General features: G+C 57.2%; 19 protein-coding genes. 12 read left to right on the top strand and 7 right to left on the bottom strand.

Going from position 1 to position 20,981, the window contains the following annotated elements; translation table 11 throughout:
- Positions 1-26 precede the first annotated feature (26 nt).
- The 7 genes from Q0336_RS07445 (at position 27) to feoB (ending at position 9,067) form a co-directional block, all read left to right on the top strand.
- The gene (locus Q0336_RS07445; protein ID WP_298527276.1) at positions 27-2,588 is read left to right on the top strand and encodes an ATP-dependent Clp protease ATP-binding subunit; all 2,562 of its coding nucleotides are present in this window, start codon (positions 27-29) and stop codon (positions 2,586-2,588) included.
- Entirely contained in the window at positions 2,585-3,154 is a 570-nt protein-coding gene (locus Q0336_RS07450) for a sigma-70 family RNA polymerase sigma factor (RefSeq protein WP_298527279.1), read from the top strand. The genes Q0336_RS07445 and Q0336_RS07450 overlap by 4 nt, the downstream gene beginning before the upstream one ends.
- Before the next feature lie 62 nt (positions 3,155-3,216).
- Positions 3,217-3,624, top strand: coding sequence for a hypothetical protein (locus Q0336_RS07455; RefSeq protein ID WP_298527282.1), 408 nt, complete (start codon positions 3,217-3,219; stop codon positions 3,622-3,624).
- Positions 3,625-3,638: 14 nt separating this feature from the next.
- Complete coding sequence (locus tag Q0336_RS07460) at positions 3,639-4,100, top strand: hypothetical protein (RefSeq protein ID WP_298527287.1); 462 nt, start codon at positions 3,639-3,641, stop codon at positions 4,098-4,100.
- An 824-nt stretch (positions 4,101-4,924) separates the two neighbouring features.
- Positions 4,925-5,788 carry an RNA polymerase sigma factor RpoD/SigA gene (locus Q0336_RS07465; protein WP_021667207.1) on the top strand — a complete coding sequence of 288 codons (864 nt, stop codon included), beginning with the start codon at positions 4,925-4,927 and terminating at the stop codon, positions 5,786-5,788.
- 152 nt (positions 5,789-5,940) lie between these two features.
- Positions 5,941-6,939, top strand: coding sequence for a metal-dependent transcriptional regulator (locus Q0336_RS07470; protein WP_298527290.1), 999 nt, complete (start codon positions 5,941-5,943; stop codon positions 6,937-6,939).
- Complete coding sequence (gene feoB / locus Q0336_RS07475) at positions 6,920-9,067, top strand: ferrous iron transport protein B (RefSeq protein WP_298527293.1); 2,148 nt, start codon at positions 6,920-6,922, stop codon at positions 9,065-9,067. Before Q0336_RS07470 ends, feoB begins: the two co-directional genes overlap by 20 nt.
- Before the next feature lie 77 nt (positions 9,068-9,144).
- Here the strand turns inward: feoB and Q0336_RS07480 are convergent, their stop codons facing one another.
- The 7 genes from Q0336_RS07480 to Q0336_RS07510 form a co-directional block, all read right to left on the bottom strand.
- The gene (locus Q0336_RS07480; RefSeq protein WP_298527296.1) at positions 9,145-9,384 is read right to left on the bottom strand and encodes a hypothetical protein; all 240 of its coding nucleotides are present in this window, start codon (positions 9,382-9,384) and stop codon (positions 9,145-9,147) included.
- 4 nt (positions 9,385-9,388) lie between these two features.
- The gene (locus Q0336_RS07485) at positions 9,389-10,948 is read right to left on the bottom strand and encodes a GH3 auxin-responsive promoter family protein (protein WP_298527299.1); all 1,560 of its coding nucleotides are present in this window, start codon (positions 10,946-10,948) and stop codon (positions 9,389-9,391) included.
- 4 nt (positions 10,949-10,952) lie between these two features.
- Positions 10,953-11,945, bottom strand: a complete 993-nt coding sequence (locus Q0336_RS07490; protein WP_298527302.1) for a lipopolysaccharide kinase InaA family protein — start codon at positions 11,943-11,945, stop codon at positions 10,953-10,955.
- 334 nt (positions 11,946-12,279) lie between these two features.
- Positions 12,280-12,996 (bottom strand): GNA1162 family protein, encoded by a 717-nt coding sequence (locus Q0336_RS07495; protein WP_298527304.1) that lies wholly within the window; start codon positions 12,994-12,996, stop codon positions 12,280-12,282.
- Entirely contained in the window at positions 12,996-13,352 is a 357-nt protein-coding gene (locus Q0336_RS07500) for a DUF4810 domain-containing protein (RefSeq protein WP_298527305.1), read from the bottom strand. Before Q0336_RS07500 ends, Q0336_RS07495 begins: the two co-directional genes overlap by 1 nt.
- 45 nt (positions 13,353-13,397) lie before the next feature.
- Positions 13,398-13,739 carry a hypothetical protein gene (locus tag Q0336_RS07505; protein ID WP_298527322.1) on the bottom strand — a complete coding sequence of 114 codons (342 nt, stop codon included), beginning with the start codon at positions 13,737-13,739 and terminating at the stop codon, positions 13,398-13,400.
- A 46-nt stretch (positions 13,740-13,785) separates the two neighbouring features.
- Entirely contained in the window at positions 13,786-14,721 is a 936-nt protein-coding gene (locus Q0336_RS07510; RefSeq protein WP_298527323.1) for a CsgG/HfaB family protein, read from the bottom strand.
- A gap of 307 nt (positions 14,722-15,028) precedes the next feature.
- Between Q0336_RS07510 and Q0336_RS07515 the strand changes: the two genes are divergently transcribed.
- The 5 genes from Q0336_RS07515 to Q0336_RS07535 are packed head-to-tail and all read left to right on the top strand — an operon-like array spanning position 15,029 to position 20,955.
- A complete protein-coding gene (locus Q0336_RS07515) occupies positions 15,029-16,234 on the top strand; it encodes a tetratricopeptide repeat protein (RefSeq protein ID WP_298527324.1) in 1,206 nt (401 codons plus the stop codon).
- A complete protein-coding gene (pepT, locus tag Q0336_RS07520) occupies positions 16,234-17,490 on the top strand; it encodes a peptidase T (RefSeq protein ID WP_298527325.1) in 1,257 nt (418 codons plus the stop codon). The genes Q0336_RS07515 and pepT overlap by 1 nt, the downstream gene beginning before the upstream one ends.
- A gap of 9 nt (positions 17,491-17,499) precedes the next feature.
- The gene (locus tag Q0336_RS07525) at positions 17,500-18,666 is read left to right on the top strand and encodes a 1-deoxy-D-xylulose-5-phosphate reductoisomerase (protein WP_298527326.1); all 1,167 of its coding nucleotides are present in this window, start codon (positions 17,500-17,502) and stop codon (positions 18,664-18,666) included.
- Between the two features lie 32 nt (positions 18,667-18,698).
- On the top strand, positions 18,699-20,021 hold the full coding sequence (gene rseP, locus Q0336_RS07530) for an RIP metalloprotease RseP (protein ID WP_298527327.1): 1,323 nt from the start codon (positions 18,699-18,701) through the stop codon (positions 20,019-20,021).
- Between the two features lie 19 nt (positions 20,022-20,040).
- Positions 20,041-20,955, top strand: coding sequence for a ribonuclease Z (locus Q0336_RS07535; RefSeq protein ID WP_298527328.1), 915 nt, complete (start codon positions 20,041-20,043; stop codon positions 20,953-20,955).
- Positions 20,956-20,981: the final 26 nt, after the last annotated feature.

Consider the following 20,981-nt stretch of genomic DNA (forward strand, 5'->3'; position numbering starts at 1 on the left):
GTCAAGCAAGCCACGACAGACAAGGCATGAAATACAACTATACTGACACCTTCCGAAGTGCCCTAGAGCTAGCTACCGAGCATGCTCAAGAGCTGGGACGAGCCGAGCTCACCCCAGACCTTCTCTTGTGGGGCATCCTCAAGGAGGGCACGAATAGAGCGGTCACCTTCCTCACCAATAGACAGCTCTCCATCTCCGAGCTACTACAGGATCTAGAGGATCATCTGGGTCCCTCTCTGGGTCGGACAGAGGGACATCTGCCTTATAGCCTTGATGCGCATGAGGTCCTAGCTCGTGCAGCTCGTATCTCAGCCTTCGTTGGTGCGCCTGCTATCAGCCCACTATACATTCTCTATAGCTTGATCTTTAGTCCCTCCTTCTCTCTGCTCTCTGCTTTCCTCTCCCGACATGGGATCACCGAAGAGCAGGACGATGAGATCAAGTACGTGGGACAGCTCCTTCAGATGGATCGACTCCGAGAGCAGGCTCCCTCAGGCTCCTCTCCTCGCAAAGAACTCCAAGTACGCAGAGCAGCCGTCCAACTCAATAGAGACTTCATCCCCATCGCCGCCTTCTCTCAAGGGAAGGATGGACGCTATATTCCCGACGAAGAGCTACTCAATCAGCTCGCCGACTCCATCGGTGCTCAGGTAGACAAGATGCTGGAGGGGATCCCTTCGAAGGGAAAGCGCAAGGCGGGCTTCCCCTATGAGGAGTTTGGGCAAGAGCTCATCGATGACCGAGGGCTCTACAGCCAAGAAGCAGTGTCCGACAATATCTATGAAGAGGAGATCGGCTCCATCTTCCAGATCCTTGCTCGTGAACGTCGCTGCTCGCCCGTCATCGTCGGAGAGCCACACTCAGGGAAGAGGGAGCTGATCCTAGCCCTTGCTCGGTCCCTTGAGCGTGAACGCCTCTCGACCGATGAGACACGAGGCTCCCGAGACTCCAATCAAGTCTATCCTCCTCAGGGCTTCCGCTACACAAGTATCCTCCAGCTCAACCTCTCCCGCCTCCTCATCACAGGACAGATGATGGGTGGAGCGGAGCAATTCCTACACTCCCTCTTCGAGCAACTGGAAGCACACCCCACCACCCTGCTCTACCTCGAGGATATACAGATCCTCAAGAGCTCGAGCCGAGGGGGAGGTATTGATCTCCTTGAGCTGCTACTCCTCGGCCTTACACAGCGTGGTCTGCAGTGCATCTGTACGACGACCCCATCGGGCTACACTCAGTCTGTCGAACGTAGTGAGGGCATAGCTCGCTCGGTCGTGAAGTATTCGCTAGAGCCCCTCTCTGGAGAGCGACTCAGACAAGCCTATCAGAAGCGTAGGGGACAGATCGCAGACTTCTACCGAGTCAACTTCCAGCAGGACTTCTCCGAACACCAAGCACTCGCCGAGCGCTACCTGACACATTTACCCCGCCTCTTTGCCCTCTCTGAGCTTCTCGATGCGGCAGGAGGCGAAGCACGCCGCCGCAACGGACGACTCTTCTACGGCAAGAACCTCGGTGCTCGTATGCAAGTCACCCCAGCCGACACCCTCAGAGGGCTATCCCGCCTCATCAATGTCCCCCTAGATCAGATCGAAGACAAGACCGAGCTGGAGCGTCTGCGTGAGCTCCCCTCCGCTCTCAAGCTCCGCATCATCGGTCAGGATCATGCCGTGGGTACCGTCAGCCGTGCTATCCAGCGTGCTCGCCTTGGACTAAGAGATGGACAGCGACCCATCGCTTCCTTCCTCTTCCTCGGGCCTACGGGGGTAGGGAAGACTTATCTCGCTAAGGCTCTTGCCAAGGAACTCTTCGGTAGTGAAGAGGCGATGGTACGCATCGACATGAGCGAATTCTCCGAGCGCTTTGCCGTCTCTCGCCTGATCGGAGCACCTCCGGGCTATATCGGTTTCGGCGAAGGAGGAGAGCTGACCGAGCCCGTTCGCACCAAGCCTCATCGTCTTGTCCTCCTGGATGAGATCGAGAAGGCCCATCCCGACATCTACAACATCCTGCTACAAGTCCTCGATGATGGTCGTCTGACTGACACCGAAGGGCGCACGGTAGACTTCCGCAATACGATCATCATCATGACCAGCAACGTCGGCTCCCGTGAGGCTAAGGCCTTCGCTCGAGGGATCGGATTCTCTACGGAGCGTGATGAGAGCAGTAGAAGGAATGGTATCGTCCGCAAGGCGCTGGAGCGCACCTTCAGCCCTGAGTTCCTCGGTCGTCTGGATGAGATCGTTGCCTTCGACAGCCTCAGCGATGAGTCGCTCTCTAAGATCACGGAGCTGGAACTTGCTCCGATCGCTCAGCGCCTCTTGGCCTCGGGCTACAAGCTCACCCTCTCGGATGAGGCTAAGCGCTACTTAGCTCTTGACGAAAGCCACCGCACGATGGGTGCTCGTCCTCTGCGTCGCCGTCTACAACAGCTCGTCGAGGACAAGTGCGTCGAGCTCATCCTCGACGGACAGCTCCTCTCTGGCGGGACGCTTGAAGTCAGCCTTTCGCTCCGAGGAGAACTAGCCTATACCATCCTTGCTCCCGAGGTACCCGCACCCTCTAAGCCCAAGAAGAGCCGCTCATGACTCGCCCCGTGATCACCGAAGAAGAGCTCCAAGAAGCCCTTGCCGATCCCAAGCGTCGAAGAGAAGCCTTCGCCACAGTCGTACGCCTCTATTCTCAGCAGATCTACTGGCAGATCCGACGGATGGTCTATGTCCATGAGGATGCGGACGATCTCGTGCAGAATGTCTTCATCAAGGCTTGGGAAGCCATCGAGGGTTTCCGTGGCGAAGCGAAGGTCTCGACTTGGCTCTACCGCATCGCCCTCTACGAAGCTTTGAACTTCCTGAAGAAGCGCCGTCACGAAGAGGAGCACATCCTCACCCCTTCGGACGAAGGGGACTCCCTCTACCTCCTCGATCGACTCACCGCAGACGAATACTTCGATGCCGATGCAGCAGAGCTACGTCTGCAGAAGGCGATCCTCAGCCTCCCTCCCAAGCAGCAGTTAGTCTTCCGTCTGAGATACTACGACGAGCTCCCCTACGATCAGATGGCAGCACTCACGGGGACTTCAGAGGGGGCACTCAAGGCCTCCTACCACCACGCAGTGAAGAAAGTAACTGACTTCCTCCAAGAGGATAAATAAACCTTCGCTTCTATCAATTGTCACAGAGATGAAGTCCCGAACTCGGACTTCTTGATTGATGTATGAATAAGCAACCGAATCTCCCATCAGCCGAAGAGAGCCAAGCGCACTACAGCGTCCCCTCAGGGTACTTCGATACTCTGGAGGATCGGATCATGGCACAGATCCCCGAAGGCCAACCCGAGGAAGCTCTTCCTCAGGCTAAGCCTACGCTATGGATACGCTTGCGCCCCATCGTCTACCTTGCGGCGATGTTCGTCTCGATGAACCTCATCTTCCGTGCTTTCCGCCCCAACATAGAGTCCAAGCAGGTAGCTAAGACTGAGGCGATCCAGAGCACAGACGATGAATATGCCGAGTACTATGCCGACTACGGAGAGCGCATGACCGCATCCGAAGGCTACTCAACCTACTACAGCGAGCTGGAGGGCACGCTCTCTGCTCCCACCGCCACCTTGACTTCTTACTAACATCCGAGTCTACAATGAAGCGATTCCTATACCTCCTACTTACCCTGACCTTCTTTGTCTCAGCAGAGGCAGCTAGCCCTCAGAAGAAGAAGCCTATGACAGAGCAGGCGAAGCATGCCATGCGTGAGAAGGTTCGTCAGGAGAAGAGAGCCTTCCTCATCAAGGAGCTAGACCTATCGACGACGGAGATCGATGCGCTCATGACGATCCTCAACGAACTGGACGATAAGCGCTTCTCCCTATGGATGGGCTCGAAGGATCTCGCCGCACGCTTCCACCGCAAGGACAAGACGCTGACAGCCGAGGAACTCAACAGCCTCTTTGAGCAGACCCTAGACTTTCATGTCAAAGAAGCCGAGCTCGAGCGCACCTACTATCTGCGCTGTCGCTCCGTCATCTCGGGTGAGAAGCTCGTACGCCTGCCCTTCGTCTGCAAGGACTTCGCCCGTCGCTTCTTCGCTCGACACAAGCGCTAGCCTCCTCTAAGCATAGAGGAGATCGGCGAAGATGACGGATATACTCATCAGACTTCGCTGAATAGTATCCCACTCTCATGCAGCAAGGTTGCCCCTATCTAGAAGTAAGGGCAACCTTTTTACTTCGCCTTCAGAGCTCGCTCCACCGAGAGCTACTCCTTCATCGTGCGACGACCCGAGCATCCGCACTCCTTATCGAAGCACAACAGAGCCAGATCAAGTAGCGGGGAAAGCCCACGCCTAATCACTCATCACAAGAGGCTCATTCCAAGGACAATAGAACCCCTCACCGACAGTGAAGAAAGCTTCCCCTTAGAGCACCCCCAAACAAACCCACTATGGGTCGCCTTGACGACCTACGGTAGGTCGGTCGACCGACCCACAGTAGGTTTTTTCGGCGACCTACCGTGGGTCCCTTTTTACCTCTTCGCGTTGCTCTGCAAATTTCTGCCCAAGGCGAATGCCTAAAGAGGGTAAAGCCAAACAATTGTGGTATCTTTGCAGTTAACTAGGTGTATGGTACCCAAAAGGGATCATATACGCATACCCTGATATGCTGTACTATCCTGCCCTGCGACACGGGACTCGTATGGTCGGTGTGCCCCTATAAGTAACAGAAGAGGGAGCACCAATAAAGAGAAGAGGGCAGTCGAGACACTACACGCACTCGAGGATTCGTAGTTTTTGAAGTTAGGATTTAGTAAACCGTCGTGTGTGACCTACCGATTGGGTGAAGTCACGTGCGACCGCTTGCCTTGTGCTGTGGGCTCCTAGAGCCTAGAGGAAGTGGAGGCAGAGCAAGAAAATTTTAGGAAGCAAGAAGAATGAGACAGCTAAAGATTTCGAAGTCGATCACCAATAGAGAGAGCGCCTCCCTAGACCGCTATCTACAAGAGATCGGCCGAGAAGAACTGATTACGATCGAGGAAGAGGTAGAGCTTGCCCAGGCCATTAAGCGTGGTGACCGCCGAGCTCTAGACAAGATGACCCGTGCTAACCTCCGCTTCGTCGTCTCAGTGGCTAAGCAGTACCAAAACCAAGGCTTGAGCCTACCTGACTTGATCAACGAGGGTAATCTGGGCTTGATCAAGGCCGCTGAGAAGTTCGATGAGACCCGAGGCTTCAAGTTCATCTCTTACGCTGTATGGTGGATCCGTCAGTCGATCCTGCAGGCTCTGGCTGAGCAGGCTCGTATCGTGCGCCTTCCCCTCAATCAGGTCGGTACGCTGAACAAGATCACCAAGGCTCTCTCTAAGTTCGAGCAGGAGAACGAGCGTAAGCCCTCCAGCGAAGAACTAGCCAAGGAGCTGAATATCCCCGAAGACAAGATCACCGATACCCTCAAGGTCTCGGGCCGTCATATCTCTGTCGATGCCCCCTTCGTCGAGGGCGAAGACAATAGCCTCCTAGATGTCCTCGTCAATGAGGATGCTCCCAATGCCGACCGCACGCTCATGAACGAATCGCTCTCCAAGGAGATCGACCACGTCCTAGCGAAGCTCTCTGAGCGTGAAGCGGAGATCGTGAAGCTCTTCTTCGGGATCGGCGGCGGTCAGGAGATGACACTCGAAGAGATCGGCCTGAAGTTCAACCTCACCCGTGAGCGCGTCCGCCAGATCAAGGAGAAAGCCATCCGTCGTCTCCGTCAGAGTGATCACTGCGCTACGCTCAAGCCTTATCTCGGCTGATCCTTCCCCATATTTAACTCTTGCGAAGTGCGCCTTTACTTTTTGAGGCTCGATCGCGGAGCTACCCATGATAAGATGGCTATGCACGGGGGCGTGTATAGCCATCTTTACTTTTCGCCCCATCCCGTCCCTACGAACTAACCCCACTGACTATGAAGCGACGTCGCCCCTTGGATATATTAGGCTGGCTACAGCGCCTACACCTCGTCCCTCACCGCATGCGGCAGAGGACGGAGGCCGAAGACCTATTGAAGCAGCTCTACGACCTAGAGAAGGCTAAGGATCGGGCTCCCCGTCGCTTGACCTCTAAGGATCTAGGGCTCAGCCCCGATACGCTCGAGTGCCTGCAGAGCGAGCTGGAGCGGGAGGGCTTCATTGAGCCACGCTCGCTAGATCTCACAGAGCGCGGTCGGCGGCGAGCCCTTGAGCTCACGCGTGCCCACCGACTCTATGAGCTGTATCTGGCGGAGCACTCGGGGTATTCGCCCGAGGACTGGCACCGTCTAGCCCATAGCGAAGAGCACAAGCTCTCTGAGAAGGAGCACGAGCGCATCGCCATCCTTCTCGGTAATCCACTCTATGACCCTCATGGCGACCCGATCCCGACGAGCCATGGGACAGAAGCCAGCCTGCCCCACAGTCTTTCGATCGAGGAACTTAGCGTAGGGCAGTGGTACCGTGTCCTACATATCGAGGATGACGAGCCCGAGAGCTACCTCCCCCTTGTTGCGGTGGGGCTTACTCGTGACTCGGTATTCTGCCTTGACCGACTGGAGAGTGCTCGCTCCCAGCTCTTCTACGAAGGAGAGAAGATCGAGCTCCCGACCTTCAGCCTTACCGCCCTCTCTCTTCGTCCTGCCCTCGCTGAGGAAGTGGAGGAGGGGCATCACGAGCAGATCCAGCGGCTGGTGCGCCTTGAGGATGGTGAGGTGGCTCAGGTAGTCGGCCTCTCCCCTTCGTGTCGTGGCCCGATGCGCCGCCGCCTGATGGATCTAGGCTTCGTGCGGGGAAGCTCCATCAGCATCGATATGCGTAGCCCTCTAGGTAACCCTACGGCCTACATCGTCCGAGGTGCCGTGATCGCCCTACGCCAAGACCAAGCCCGCTATATCCTCATCCAACGACCTACCCATGACCGATCAGAAGAATAACCCCACCTGTGGCTCCCGTGCTTCGTGCCCAGCAGCTAGCCTCCAGCGCCGAGGAGAGCATACCGAGGATGCCCGCTTCACCGTCGCTTTAGCTGGGAATCCAAATACGGGGAAGAGTACCGTCTTCAATGCCTTGACGGGACTCAAACAGCATACGGGGAATTGGCCCGGCAAGACCGTGGGAAAGGCCGAAGGCTCCTTCGCCTACGCAGGTGATATCTATACTATAGTAGACCTCCCTGGGACTTACTCCCTCTCCTCGACTTCAGAGGATGAAGAGATCGCCCGAGACTTCATCCTCTTCTCCCGCCCCGATGTCACTGTCGTCGTGGCGGATGCTACACGTCTGGAGCGGAACATGAACTTGCTCCTGCAGGTACTTCAGATTACTGATAAGGCCGTGCTCTGCGTCAACCTCCTCGACGAAGCAAGGCGCAACAAGATCGAGATCAACCTGAATGCCCTCTCGCGCCGCCTAGGCATCCCCGTCGTCGGGGCTAGTGCTCGCTCGGGGGAAGGCATGGATAGACTCCTCGAGGCCATGCACTCGGTAGCTCTAGGGAAGATCACCTGCACACCCTACCGACAGAGCAGTCTCCCCGAGCATACCGCTAGGCAAGTCGCTGCCCTGCAGGCCAAGGTAGAAGCCCTCTACCCCGATGTACCTAATAGTGGATGGATCGCCTACCGCTTGATCGAGGATGACCCCTCGATCGTCGAGCGCTTCGACCAAGCAGAGCTCCTAGAGCTCGCCCGTCGTGTCCACCTCGAGATCGGCGAGAACTTCCACGACCAGCTTACCGAAGCGATCTATGCCGATGCCTATAGGATCTGCTCCGAAGTCATCGTGCAGGCTCATGCCGAAGGGCGCTTGCCACTGGATGTGCGTCTTGACCGCATCCTCACCAGTCGCTTGTGGGGCTTCCCCATCATGCTTCTACTGCTGGGGGGAGTCTTTTGGCTTACGATCATAGGCTCTAATTACCCGTCTGCCTTCCTCAGCGATCTACTGGTAGGGAAGCTCCATCCCCTCTTTAAGGAGTCGCTCACGGCACTGGGTAGTCCCTGGTGGGTGACGGGCTTCCTCGTCGATGGGGTCTATCTCTCTACCGCTTGGGTGGTGTCGGTGATGCTCCCTCCGATGGCGATCTTCTTCCCGCTCTTCACCCTGCTGGAGGACTTTGGGTATCTACCACGAGTGGCTTTCAATCTCGATGAGCTCTTCCGTCGCAGTGGTGCGCATGGCAAGCAGGCTCTGACGATGAGCATGGGCTTCGGGTGCAACGCTGCTGGGGTCGTCTCTACACGTATCATTGATAGCGAGCGAGAGCGTCTCATAGCGATCATCACGAACAACTTCTCCCTCTGCAATGGACGCTGGCCTACGCAGATCCTGCTAGCTTCGCTCTTTATCGGCGCTGCTGTACCGCCAGCCTACCGAGGCTTGGCAAGTATTGGCTCGGTGCTTGGGATCGTCTTGCTCGGGGTGGTGGTGATGTTTGGCTCTTCGTGGGTGCTCTCCCATACGGTGCTTAGAGGGGAAGTCTCGACCTTCCACTTGGAGCTCCCTCCGTACCGCCCCCCGCAGTTCTGGCGCACGCTCTATACTTCCCTCATCGACCGAACACTGATCGTCCTGTGGCGAGCCCTCGTCTTCGCCGCTCCTGCGGGTGCGCTGATCTGGCTGACGTGCAATGTCCACATCGCTGGGGCAAGCATCGCAGAGCATCTGATCCAGCTACTAGACTACCCAGGATGGCTCATGGGACTCAACGGGGTGATCCTACTGGCCTATGTCCTAGCGATCCCAGCGAATGAGGTCGTCATGCCCACGGTGCTCATGCTGACGACCCTCGTGCTCGGAGGTGCAGGGGGTGAAGCTGGTGTCCTCATGGAAGGCGGGGATGCGGAGACCTTTGCCATCCTGCAGCAAGGTGGCTGGACGCTCATGACTGCCGTCTGTCTGATGCTCTTCTGTCTCCTGCACCATCCGTGTAGCACGACTATCTACACCATCTACAAGGAGACGCACAGCCTACGCTGGACGCTCCTCTCGGTGCTCCTTCCCCTCGGGCTTGGGATCCTCACGACGATCCTCGTGGCAGGAGTCTGGAGGCTCCTCAGTTAGCCCTAGTGTCTAAGAAGAATAAAGGCTGAGTCCCCGTCGGGGGGCTCAGCCTTTTTGCTAGGTAGGAGGCTGTGGAGCTAAGGCTCCTTCTTTTCTTCATCCTTGGGGTAATAGCCATAGTCGTAGCTCTCCCGCTTCTTCTCTCGATAGCGAAGGAGGAGGAAGAGTAGGACGACGAGTAGAAGACTACCGCCCATGACGAGTAGCCAGCGAAGGCCTTCGCCTTCGCCGAAGTTTGCTCCCCGAGGATAGAGCACGTAGCCGAGGACGACGACGTAGAGGAGCAGGAGGAGGATGCGTGTGTATATCCGTCTCATAGGGCTAGGGATGAAGGAGGGGATCGGGTGCGCCATCTCTGAGGCGAAGGAGCGCATCGAGGTAATGGCGGCTATTAGCTAGGCGGGGGACCTTGTGCTGGCCTCCCAGCTTGCCCTCAGCCTCGAGCCAGCGATGGAAGAGCCCCGATGGAGCGACCTCTACCGATAGAGGAAGAAGGGTCATATCCTCGTAGCGCTTGGCATCGTAGTCGGAGTTCAGCTGGCGGAGAGCGTCATCTAGATCTCGGCTGAAGGTAGCGAGGTCACGGGGCTCGGTCTCGAACTCTATGAGCCAGTCATGGCGACCCTTGCCTTCGTCGAGGAAGAAGCATGGAGCGGCTGTGTATTCGCTTACTCGTGCCTTCCCATCTCGCCTACAAGCTTCGGCCAGCGCCCCGTCGGCATTGGCGACCATGACCTCTTCGCCGAAGGCATTGATGAAGTGCTTCGTCCGTCCCGTGATCACGATACGATGGGGGTAGAGCGAGGTGAAGCGGACCGTATCGCCTAGGATATAGCGGTAGAGACCGCCGAGGGTAGAGATGACCAGAGCATAGTCACGCCCCAGCTCTACCTCATGTATCCTACGTGCCCGCACGCTACTGTAGTCGCTCGAGGAGGAGGGGAATTCGTCCATGGGGATGAACTCGTAGAAGACCCCGTAGTCAAGCATCAAGAGCATGCCCGACTCCGCAGGGTCGTCCTGGATAGCGAAGAAGCCTTCGCTAGCGTTGTACGTCTCCTCGTAGCGCATCCGCTCCGAGGGGATCAGTTCGGCGTAGGTACTACGGTAGGGAGAGAAGCTAATCCCGCCGTGGAAGAAGACTTCTAGGTCGGGCCAGACCTCGGAGATATTGTCTCGACCTGTGGCGGAGAGGACCTCCTTCAGTAGGACGAGCATCCATGAGGGGACACCAGAGAGACTACCCACACGAGCCCCCTTCACCTCTTCGACGATCGCCTTCATCTTCGCTGTCCATTCGCTCATGAGGAGGGTCTCTCGGGAGGGGACACGTAGGAGATTGCCCAGCAGGGGCATGTGCTCGACGAGGATCGAACTGAGGTCGCCTGTCTGAGCCTTCCCCCCACTCAGGGGCATAGGGCTGTGGCTTCCCCCGAGGACAAGCCCCTTGGTGGAGAAGAAGCGGGAGTCGGGATAGTTCCTCAGATAGAGCCATAGTGCATCGCTCCCCCCTCGGTAGTGACAGTCCTGTAGATGCAGGTAAGGTACGGGGATGTACTTACTGCGGTCACTCGTCGTCCCGCTGGATTTGGCGAACCAGCGACAAGCACCAGGGATGAGCACATCTCGTTCGCCCTGCACCATGCGCTCGATGTCGGCCTTAGCGCCTTCGTAGTCGATGATGGGTACGGCCTCCTTGTAGGAGCTGTAGGAAGAGCTACGGCTGAGCCCATGTCGGCGACCGAAGTCCGTGCGGGCAGCACGTGTGAGGATATGGCGGAGTTGCTCCTGCTGGAGATCCTCCAGACGGCTAGAGTACTCCTCGATACGACGCAGGCGGAGCTTGGCGAGTTGGTAGACGAGCGAGGTCTTTAGATCCATGGCTTTAGAGAATAGGGGAGTGGGTATAGCCCTCACGACGGGCTAGGGCACGACGCACATCCTCGGGCTCGAGGTAGTGGCTGTAGAAGCGTTGCTCTCGCTCTAGGAGACGGGAGCGAAGGGAGGTGATGGGGCAGAGGTGACGCAGACGGCGCCAGCGAAGGTACTGCCCATAGAGATGAAGGAAGTGGGCGGAGGAGACACCCCGATGATTCACAGCAAAGCGTAGGGCGAGCTTCGGCAGGCGACTGAGCCAGAATCGATCGCAGACACGACTGAGTCGCTGCTTGACGAGCTCGGGGTCCCATCCTCGGGCTTCAGCATAGGCTTGGGCAAGGGCCTCGGTGGCTCGAGGGTGAGCGAAGAGGCGATCCATGTTCTTGATGCTCGTAGCTTCGTCGAGGGCGCTTACCGAGAAGTGCATGCGATTGAGATCCACAAGGGCGAAGGCGTAGCTATCGCTCTTGGGATGGTAGATGTAGGGGAGGTTGCCTGGAGAGAGATCTTCGTGGACAACTCCAGAGAGGTGGAGCTGAGCGAGGAAGAAAGCTAGATCTCGGGTGAGGTGCTCATTGACAGATCCCTCACGAGCCTGAGGGTGCAGGGAGTTCCCCGTCACCTCTAGGTAGCGGGTGATGTAGTAGCTATCGGTGAGTGCGCCTAGATGGTCGTACCGCTCGATGTAGCCTATGGGCTCGGGGGTGAGGATATCGAGGCTCTGGAGCTGGAGTGCGTGGAGGTAGGAGCGTCTCGCCTTGCTACTATTGGTCCAGCCGTAGTAGATCTGGCGGGCTCGGGCTAGGTGCCCGAAGTGCTTGATGGTATAGTCCCCCTCGGGGCTCTCTAGGCGGTAGAGGACATTGCGCCCTCGGTAGATCTCGGTGCAATGTACCTCGCTGGGGAGTGCCTCGCTGCCAGCCTCGTAGGTCTGGATGTAGCGAAGGAGTTTGTCGAGGAGCTCGTTGCCTTCCTCTAGGATGCTTCTGTATCTGTACAATTTCTCTTTCCGTAGGGCGAAGGTCTTCGCCGTTGTTGCTTGGGGCAAAGATACAAACTCTTCCCTCGTTTACGAAGGGAGGTTTGCTGCCGAGGAGGCGCTACTGCTCCCTCCGAGGAAGCACCAGTAGCGCCTCTTCGGAGTTTCTACTAGAAGTCCAATGCCCTTGCTCCAGAGCCCTTGGACGTGGGGCGGAAGGAGCTTGCCTCGAGGATGCGCTTTTCGAGGAAGCTCCTTCCCCAGCTTGGAGATAGAGAAAGCCCCCAGCGAATGGGCTCGGGAAGCTGTCGCTGGGGGCTTGGGGGGATGAGTCGTTTGTTCGCTCGTGGAGACTCTAGCGTCTGTTCAGGCGCACCCCGCTCTTCGTGGGGGAGTCTACGAGGGTCTTCTGATCTTGGTGGTAGTTGGGACGATACGGACCAGCAGGTAGGTCTACGAGGATCTCCCTATTAGCGAGGCGAGCAGCGACGACCTTGTCCGTCAGCGCTGTCACGAGCATGTCAGTCACGAGCTGAGCAAGCCCACCCCAGAGGCCTCCACCCGAGTTGTAGGAGGAAGTATCTAGTTCGCCAGAGACTCGGCGATCGAAGAGGCTCTCTCCCGTCTTCAGCGAGCGCAGGTGGTAGGAGATATCGAAGAGGATGCGGGCATTCAGAGCCTGCTTCTCCCAGCGATGTATCACGGTGAAGAGGGCGGCATCAGCGCCGAAGATCCGCTGGAAGGGGGCGAGGTTGGCTTCCAGTAGTTCCTCTGCGTTGTTCACCCCTTCCTGCTGGAAGAGCTCCTGCGTCAAGAAGGGCGAGAAGACATAGTAGCCTCGCTCGGCCAGAGGGGTAAGCAGGGTGGCATAGAAGTTCTCCTTCAGCTCCACCTGATTGGTCTCATTGATGGGGGGCATGAGGAGGATGGAGCGAGGGGACTCGGTATATACTTTGGCATAGGCCGATTCACGGGTCAGATCGCCCTTGGTGACTCCGCAGGAGGAGAGGAGGAGTAAAGATAGCGCCGCAGAGATGGCTACGGGGCTAAGTAGTCGTCGTAATAGAGCCATCAGAATAAGCGCTTGAGGAGGGTCTGGATGAAGATGGAGCTTTCTGGGTAGAGGGCGATCTCCTGCTCGAGGAGTTTGCGTCCCTCTTCGGGCTTGCCCTGCTTGATGAGTAGGTAGCCATACTCGGCACAGATACCTGGGGGAGGGAGCTGGCGTGTGCCCTTGGGATGGGTGATGAGCTCTTCGTAGACCTCGATGAGGCGCTGAAGGTTCTGCTTACTCGGGGTCTTGGCCACAGCATAGCTCGTAGCCTCATAGTTGCCCCAGCCATAGAGGCTGGGAGTCGTGGCACAGCTAGCCAGAAGTACTGCTACCACAGAGGCCAGTACTCCACGAAAGAGGTAGGGGTGTGTCATAGAGAGAAGTTAGGGGAGGTGAGATGTCAGGGGAAGACCTAGCCCTTAGCGCAGGGTGATGGTCTTGGCCGTGCGTGTGGAGACGAAGATCTCTTTAGCGAAGAGGATATTGCCTGCACGGTCACGCACGACGATCTGATGTCTGCCTGGTGTGATGGTGATGCGCTTAGCGCTTCGGGTCACGTGCTCGGGCTTGACGGGGACGATCGACACGGCTGAGACTTCGTCGATGAGCACTTCGACCTTCTGCCCAAGATACTTGCCCGAGGAGGCGATGACTATATAGGATTCGTCATTGAGCCCCCCAGTGACGGAGGCGGTGGTGCCACAGGAGCTGACTCCCAGTAGCAGAAGGGGGACGATGAGGAGGAAGAGGAACTTCTTCATGATGATGAGGTAGGACTAAGAGATGAGTAAGCGGGGAGGGAAGGGATTAGGGCTGGAGGTAATAGTCGCTGAGCTTCTTCGTATCAAATGAGCCAGAGGTGAGGCTGGCGATGGCATATTCGGAGTCGATGCTCTCTCCTGCCACCTGCTCTACTCGTACCTGAGCTACGGCCTTGCCTGCGAGACGGAAGGTAGCCCCCGTCTGTGGATTGGTCACCTGCTTGCCCTGCTTGTAGACGGTGAAGACATCCCCGGGGCGTATCCCTTGGCTCGCTCCCCCTGCGATGATGATCCCCTCGTCGTCGGCACTGAGGAGGTAGGTGCGCCAAGGTTTGTCGCTGCACTTATTGATAATGCCTTCGATGAGCTGGTCTATAGCACCAGAGATAGCCTTGTCACTCAGTGTCGCATCATAGCCAGCCTTACCGCCGAAGCCGAGGGTGCTCTTGCTCGTGGTCTCTGCCTGCCCCTTAGCTTCGTCAGAGAAGATGACCTGCCCCGTCGAGACTTCTATGATACGTATGCTGACACCAGCCTCGACAGTCTGACGCTTCTCCGAGGTGAAGACCCCTTCCGAGCCCGTTGTCTTGCGTCCGAAGGCGGTGATGGAGCCGAGGATGAGGTAGTCGGCAGGGATACGTTGGCTAGAGCCGGCCTTTACTTCAGCGGCTACCTTGTCCGCATCGCTGCGCTCTAGGAGGATGAACTTCTCCGAAGCGCCTAGCTTCGCCATGAGGAGATCAAGGGCTTGCTTAGCCATGGGATCGTTGTCCCGATCATAGAAGATGCCTTTGCCGTACTGGGTCTCATTGGAGAAGCGTCCGACGGCGACCTTCCACTTGAGGCCTCGGGTCTGCTGAGGTCTGGAGAGGCTGACACCAGGGTGAGCTTCGACGCGCTGAGGTTCTTGCGCCTGAGCTTGCCAGCTAAGCGAGGAGAGGGAGGCGAGAAGCCCCCCGAAGAGGATGCAACGGATATTCATAATGCTGATCATTAAGCGTGACTTGATGGAGCAAATATAGGGATTTGATAGGTAAATCCCCTAGTAAATCCATCCGAGGTAAGAGCCTAGCTCGGCGAGGATACAACGGGGCGCTCCATCCAGCCTCCGAGGGGGTAGACTTTGGAGCGAAGGGCGAGCCTCTGGGGCTGTAGTCCCTATCCGTGCCAATAATCGTATCTTTGTCTGATGTGTGGTGAGCATATCTATTCCTTGACCTTGGTGGTTATAAGGATGAGTGAAAACAAAGACTCACCGACAAGCTACTAAACCGTACACGACGATCATAATGAAAAGTTACCTAGGGTACATCGCTGCGCTCTGCCTCCTCACGCCTCTGAGTGGGGTAGCACAGCACACCAATGTACGTGCTGCTGATCGCCTACTACAGAGCGATAAACCTAACTACACCGAGATCCGTCGACTCATCAAGCTCGCCGAAGAGCACGAGGAGACGAAGAATGACTCCTACACCTACTATGTCAAGGGGCTGGTGGAGCGTAACCTCTACCGTACTGAATACCGTAAGATCACCACGCCGAGAAGCGCAGGGGATACGGCTCGGATGTTCCGCTGCGTCGTCGATGAACTCATCGGATGGCGTGTGGCTGACTCCCTAGAGCGTCGCCCCGAGCCCGCTACGGGCCGCATCGTACTGAGGTATCAGAAGAAGATCCAGGATTACCTGAAGGAGGATGCCCCGAAGATGTATGAAGCAGGACTCTTCTGGCTTGATCACAAGAAGTATGGAGAGGCGGTGAAGGCCTTTACTGGTGCGCTAGATGCTCATCGGATCCTACTGCCCGTCGGTCAGACGAAGCTCCCCGTAGACTCTACCATTTCCAACCTCGCCTACTATGCCCTTGTCTCAGCCTATACGGGTGAGCTCTATCCCGAAGTCATCCGCCTCGGCAAGGAATACAAGGATGTGGCAGCGAATAAGAATGAAGTCTATCAGTTCGTCGCCCGAGCGCACTTAGCACAGCAAGATACGGTAGGCGCTATGCCTCTCCTCGAGGAGGGAGCAAGGCTCTATCCAGAGACTTCCTTCTACTTCGGATCAATGATCTCCATCTACCAAGCACAGGGGAAGTACAAGGAAGCGGTAGAGCTCATCGACCGTGCCCTCAAGATCACACCCGATAATCCCAACCTCCTCGTCCTACGAGGCAATGTCTACTTCTTCGCTCAGGACTGGGATCGAGCTATCGAGATCTACCGACAGGTCCTTCGCCTCAGCCCCGACAACTATGATGCTCTCTTCAACCTCGGTCAAGTCTACTACAACAATGCCGTCTCGATACTGGCTAACCCACTGAGTACCAAGCTCGACGAGAAGAAGGCTAAAGAATACTTCCGTCAGTCGCTCCCTCATCTGGAGGCTGCCTACAAGATGGCTCCCGATCAGGTGCGTGACCTGCTTGGCAATGTCTACTACCGACTGGGCCTAGAGAAGAAGTACGAAGCACTATACACCCCAAACTCCACTAAGTAATGAACTCACCCTCTATAGCCACCAGCGTGCGGGAGGCTCTCCTAGCTCGCTTCCTTCGCTACGTGCAGATCGATACCGAGAGCGACCCTACGAGCACGACCTATCCCTCGACAGAGAAGCAGCTGGACCTGCTTCGCCTCCTTCATGATGAGCTCACCGAGCTAGGTGTCCCCGAGGTGCGCTTGCTGGAGAAGGGCTATGTCATGGCACAGATCCCCGCTACTCCTGGCTACGAAGATCGCCCAGCTCTAGGGCTGATCGCTCACGTCGATACCAGCCCTGACTTCACAGGGCAGGGTGTCCGCCCGCAGGTCATCGAGGACTACGACGGCTCGCCTATCGCCCTTGGAGAGGTAGCCGAACTGACCGCTCGGGAGTTCCCCGAGCTCATGGAGGTCCTCGGGCATACCCTCATCACCACCGATGGCACGACGCTCCTCGGGGCGGACGACAAGGCAGGGGTGGCCGAGATCATGGAGGCTGTCCGCTATATCCTAGCACACCCCGAACTCCCTCACGGGAAGATCTGCATCGGATTCACCCCCGACGAAGAGATCGGGAAGGGCGTGGACTTCTTCGATGTCAAAGCCTTTGGTGCCGACTTTGCCTTCACTGTAGACGGCAGTCGGGAGGGAGAACTGGAGTATGAGAACTTCAACGCTGCCTCCGCCCGAGTCGTAGCACACGGACGAAGCATCCACCCTGGCTCCGCCAAGGGGAAGATGATCAATGCCCTAGAGGCGATCTACCTGCTCCATGCAGCCCTGCCTCACTATGCCCGCCCAGAATTCACCGAGGGCTACGAGGGCTTCTACCACATGATGCACTTCTCGGGGGGCGTAGAGCACGCCGAAGCCGAATACATCATACGTGATCATGACCGAGCCCTCTTCGAGGAGAAGAAGCAGCTCATGGAGCGTGTCGCAGCCGAAATCAACGTCGCTTACAAGCGCCCTGTCATCGAGGTGACCATCGAGGATACCTACTACAATATGTATGACCAAGTCGCTCCACATGAGGAGTACCTCGAGCGTGCTCGGGCTGCGATGCTACGTGCAGGTGTCACCCCTCGTACCTCGCCCATACGAGGCGGTACAGATGGTGCCCGACTCTCCTATATGGGGCTTCCTTGTCCCAACCTCTTCACCGGTGGAGCGAACTTCCACGGTAAGTATGAGTATGCTTCGCTCGATACGATGTGTCGCTCCGTAGAGACACTCGTCTATCTCCTCACCGAAGCACCCACCGAAGGCTAATTGATATAGATGACACCAAAGAAGAGGATCGCCATCCTTGGCTCTACGGGCTCCATCGGGACACAAGCCCTCGAGGTCGTACGTGACCATCGAGAGGAGCTGGAGGTCTCTGTGCTCGTAGCACGCAGGAGCACGGAGCTCCTGATCCGCCAAGCGCTCGAGTTCGAGCCTCGGCTGGTCGTGATCACTGATGAGACCTGCTACGAAGAGGTGCGTTCGGCACTCTCCGCTACCTCCACCGAGGTACAGACGGGCGCAGACTCCATCCTAGAGGCTGTCCAGCGCCCCGATGTCGATATTGTCCTGACGGCGATGGTGGGCTTCTCAGGCCTCGCTCCTACGCTCTCCGCCATAGAGGCGGGCAAGACCATCGCTCTGTCGAACAAGGAGACGCTCGTCGTCGCTGGTGAGCTGATCATGTCGCTCGCTAAGCAGCACGGAGCACGCATCCTCCCCGTGGACTCGGAGCATTCGGCTATCTATCAGTGCCTCGTAGGCGAAGAGGCTAACCCTCTGGAGCGCATCCTGCTCACAGCCTCGGGAGGTCCCTTCCGCACCTATCGGACGATCGAGGAACTCGAAGGGGTGACGGTAGAGCAAGCTCTAGCGCATCCCAACTGGTCGATGGGTGCTAAGGTCACCATCGACTCCGCCTCGCTGATGAATAAGGGGCTGGAGATGATCGAGGCACGCTGGCTCTTCGATACACCTGCCGAGTCGATCGAGGTCATCGTACATCCTCAGAGTATCATCCACTCGATGGTGGAGTTCGCCGACGGGTCTGTCAAGGCCCAGCTAGGCCTACCCGATATGCGCCTGCCCATAAGCTATGCCCTAGGACTCACTGAGCGAATAGCCAATGACTATCCCCGCCTCAACTTCATGGACTATAGCTTTACCTTCGAGCGACCCAACCTCGAGCTTTTCCCCAACCTAGCCTTAGCCTATCGAGCCCTTGAGCTGGGAGGTACCGCTCCCTGCGTACTCAATGCCGCCAATGAGGTAGCTGTCGAAGCCTTCCTCGGTGGACAGCTGGGCTTCCGAGCTATGAGCTCGCTGATCGAGCGGGCGCTAGAGGCACATCGCCCCGTCCCCAGCTATGATCTTGACCTCCTCGTCGAACTTGACCGAGAGGTGCGGCAGCAGTGCCGTCAGTGGATCGGCTCCCGTAAATAATCCTAGATTCTTCCTTAGACAATCATATACAAGTGGATATAGCAATTCGTGTATTTCAGCTTCTCTTCTCCCTCTCCATCCTCGTCTTCATCCATGAGCTCGGGCACTACTCGATGGCTCGCTTCTTCGGAGCACGTGTAGAGAAGTTCTACCTCTTCTTCAACCCCTGGTTCTCCCTCTTCAAGTGGACGAGCAAGCGTAGTGGTACGACCTATGGTGTCGGCTGGCTTCCTCTCGGGGGCTACTGCAAGATCGCTGGCATGATCGACGAATCGCTCGATACCGATGCGATCAAGAGTGAACCGAAGCCCGATGAGTTCAGGAGCAAGAAGCCCTTCCCTCGTCTGATGATCATGGCAGGGGGAGTGATCTTCAATGTCCTGCTGGCCTTCATCATCTATACAGGCATCACGCTGGTCTGGGGCACTAAGGTGCTCCACAGCGATCAAGTTACTTCGGGGATGACCTTCTCCAAGACGGCTCAGTCTGTGGGCTTCGTAGATGGCGACGTGATCCTCAAGGTCGATGACAAGGTCTCGCCCAATGTGCTGGACTCCCGCTTCATCTCTTCGCTCATCAATGCCCGTGAGATCGTCGTCCGTCGAGGGCAAGAGGAGAAGACGATCCACATGCCTCAGGATATGATGCATCAGCTCCTCAAGGCTGAGGAGGGCTTTGGCTCGCTCCGTCTGCCTTTCGTCGTGGACTCTGTCTCCTCGACGAGCCCCGCTCATGGCCTGCTGGCTTCGGGTGACCGTGTCGTCGCTGTCGATAGCACAGCCTGCTCCGACATCAATGAAGTCATCAGCGCACTTCAGGAGAAGAAGGGGGGAAGCGTCACGCTCTCCATCGACCGATCGGGAGAGATCCTCTCCCAGACGCTCCCCGTCGATACGGCTGGTCATATCGGTATCATCCTGCGTGGAGTAGAGGAGATCTATCCCATCGAGCACGTGAGCTATGGTCTCCTCTCTGCCGTGCCTGCTGGTATCGACCGAGCAGGCCAGACGATCTCGGGCTATGTGCGTGGACTGAAGTACATCTTCACCAAGGAAGGTGCTAAGCAGATGGGGGGGCTTGGCACGATGGGCAAGCTCTTCCCTACGAGCTTCGACTGGCAGAGCTTCTGGGCGATCACCGCCTTCCTCTCGATCATCTTAGCCGTGATGAATATCCTGCCTATCCCTGCGCTTGATGGGGGGCACATCCTCTTCATCCTCCTCGAGATGATCCGCCGCAAGCCACTGAGTGACCGAGCTATGACGACGATCCAGACCGTGGGTCTTGTCCTGCTGCTCCTCTTGATGCTCTACGCTAACGGCAACGATATCTACCGCTCCTTCTTCGGGCGGTAACTGACCCCTTCACCAAGGCATGGGAGACTTCCGTGTACATATCTTAGGCTGTGGTTCAGCTCTGCCCACAGCAGTCCATTACCCCACCTCTCAGGTCGTAGAGCTTAGGGATAAGCTCTTCCTCGTGGACTGTGGGGAAGGGGCTCAGCGGCAGTTCCGTCTGCAGCGACTGGACTTCGGTCGCATCATCGGAGTCTTCATCTCTCATCTGCATGGTGATCACTGCTACGGCCTCTATGGCTTCCTCTCCACGATGGGGATGCTTGGCAGGAGAAGGGCTCTGCCCATCTACGGCCCTCGAGGGATAGATACCTTCCTCGCTCCCTTCATCGAAGAGAGTCGCTCCTACCTCGGCTATGAGATCGAGGTGCATGTCATCGACGATCGCAAGAGTGGTCTCGTCTACGAGGATCGGTCGGTCGAGATCACCTCGCTACCGCTGGAGCATCGTGCACCCTGTGTCGGCTATCTCTTCCGTGAGAAGGTGACGGAGCGACATATTGACCGACCTTCATGTGATTTCTACGAAGTCCCTCGTTCGTACTATGTAGCGCTACGTGAGGGAGCAGACTTCACGACTGAGGACGGGCGGGTGATCCCCAATCACCGCCTCACTCGGCTGGGACGCAAGGCTCGTAGCTATGCCTACTGCTCGGATACGGCCTATGCCCCCTCGCTCGTACCCCTGATCCAAGGCGTAGACCTGCTGTATCACGAAGCTACCTTCTCCCGTGAGCGCTCTGAGCGAGCTAAGGTGACGGCACATAGTACAGCAGAGCAAGCGGCCCTCATCGCCCAAGAAGCTGGTGTAGGTCGTCTCTTGATCGGCCACTATTCGGCACGCTACATTGATGCTACTCCTCTCCTTCGTGAGGCTCAGGAGGTCTTCCCCGAGACCTTAGCCTCTGACGAAGGGATGATCATAGATCTCTGAACGTATCTCTGGGGCTTGCCCTCAAG

The organism is uncultured Porphyromonas sp., assembly GCF_938039215.1.
In the GTDB taxonomy this organism is placed as follows: domain Bacteria; phylum Bacteroidota; class Bacteroidia; order Bacteroidales; family Porphyromonadaceae; genus Porphyromonas.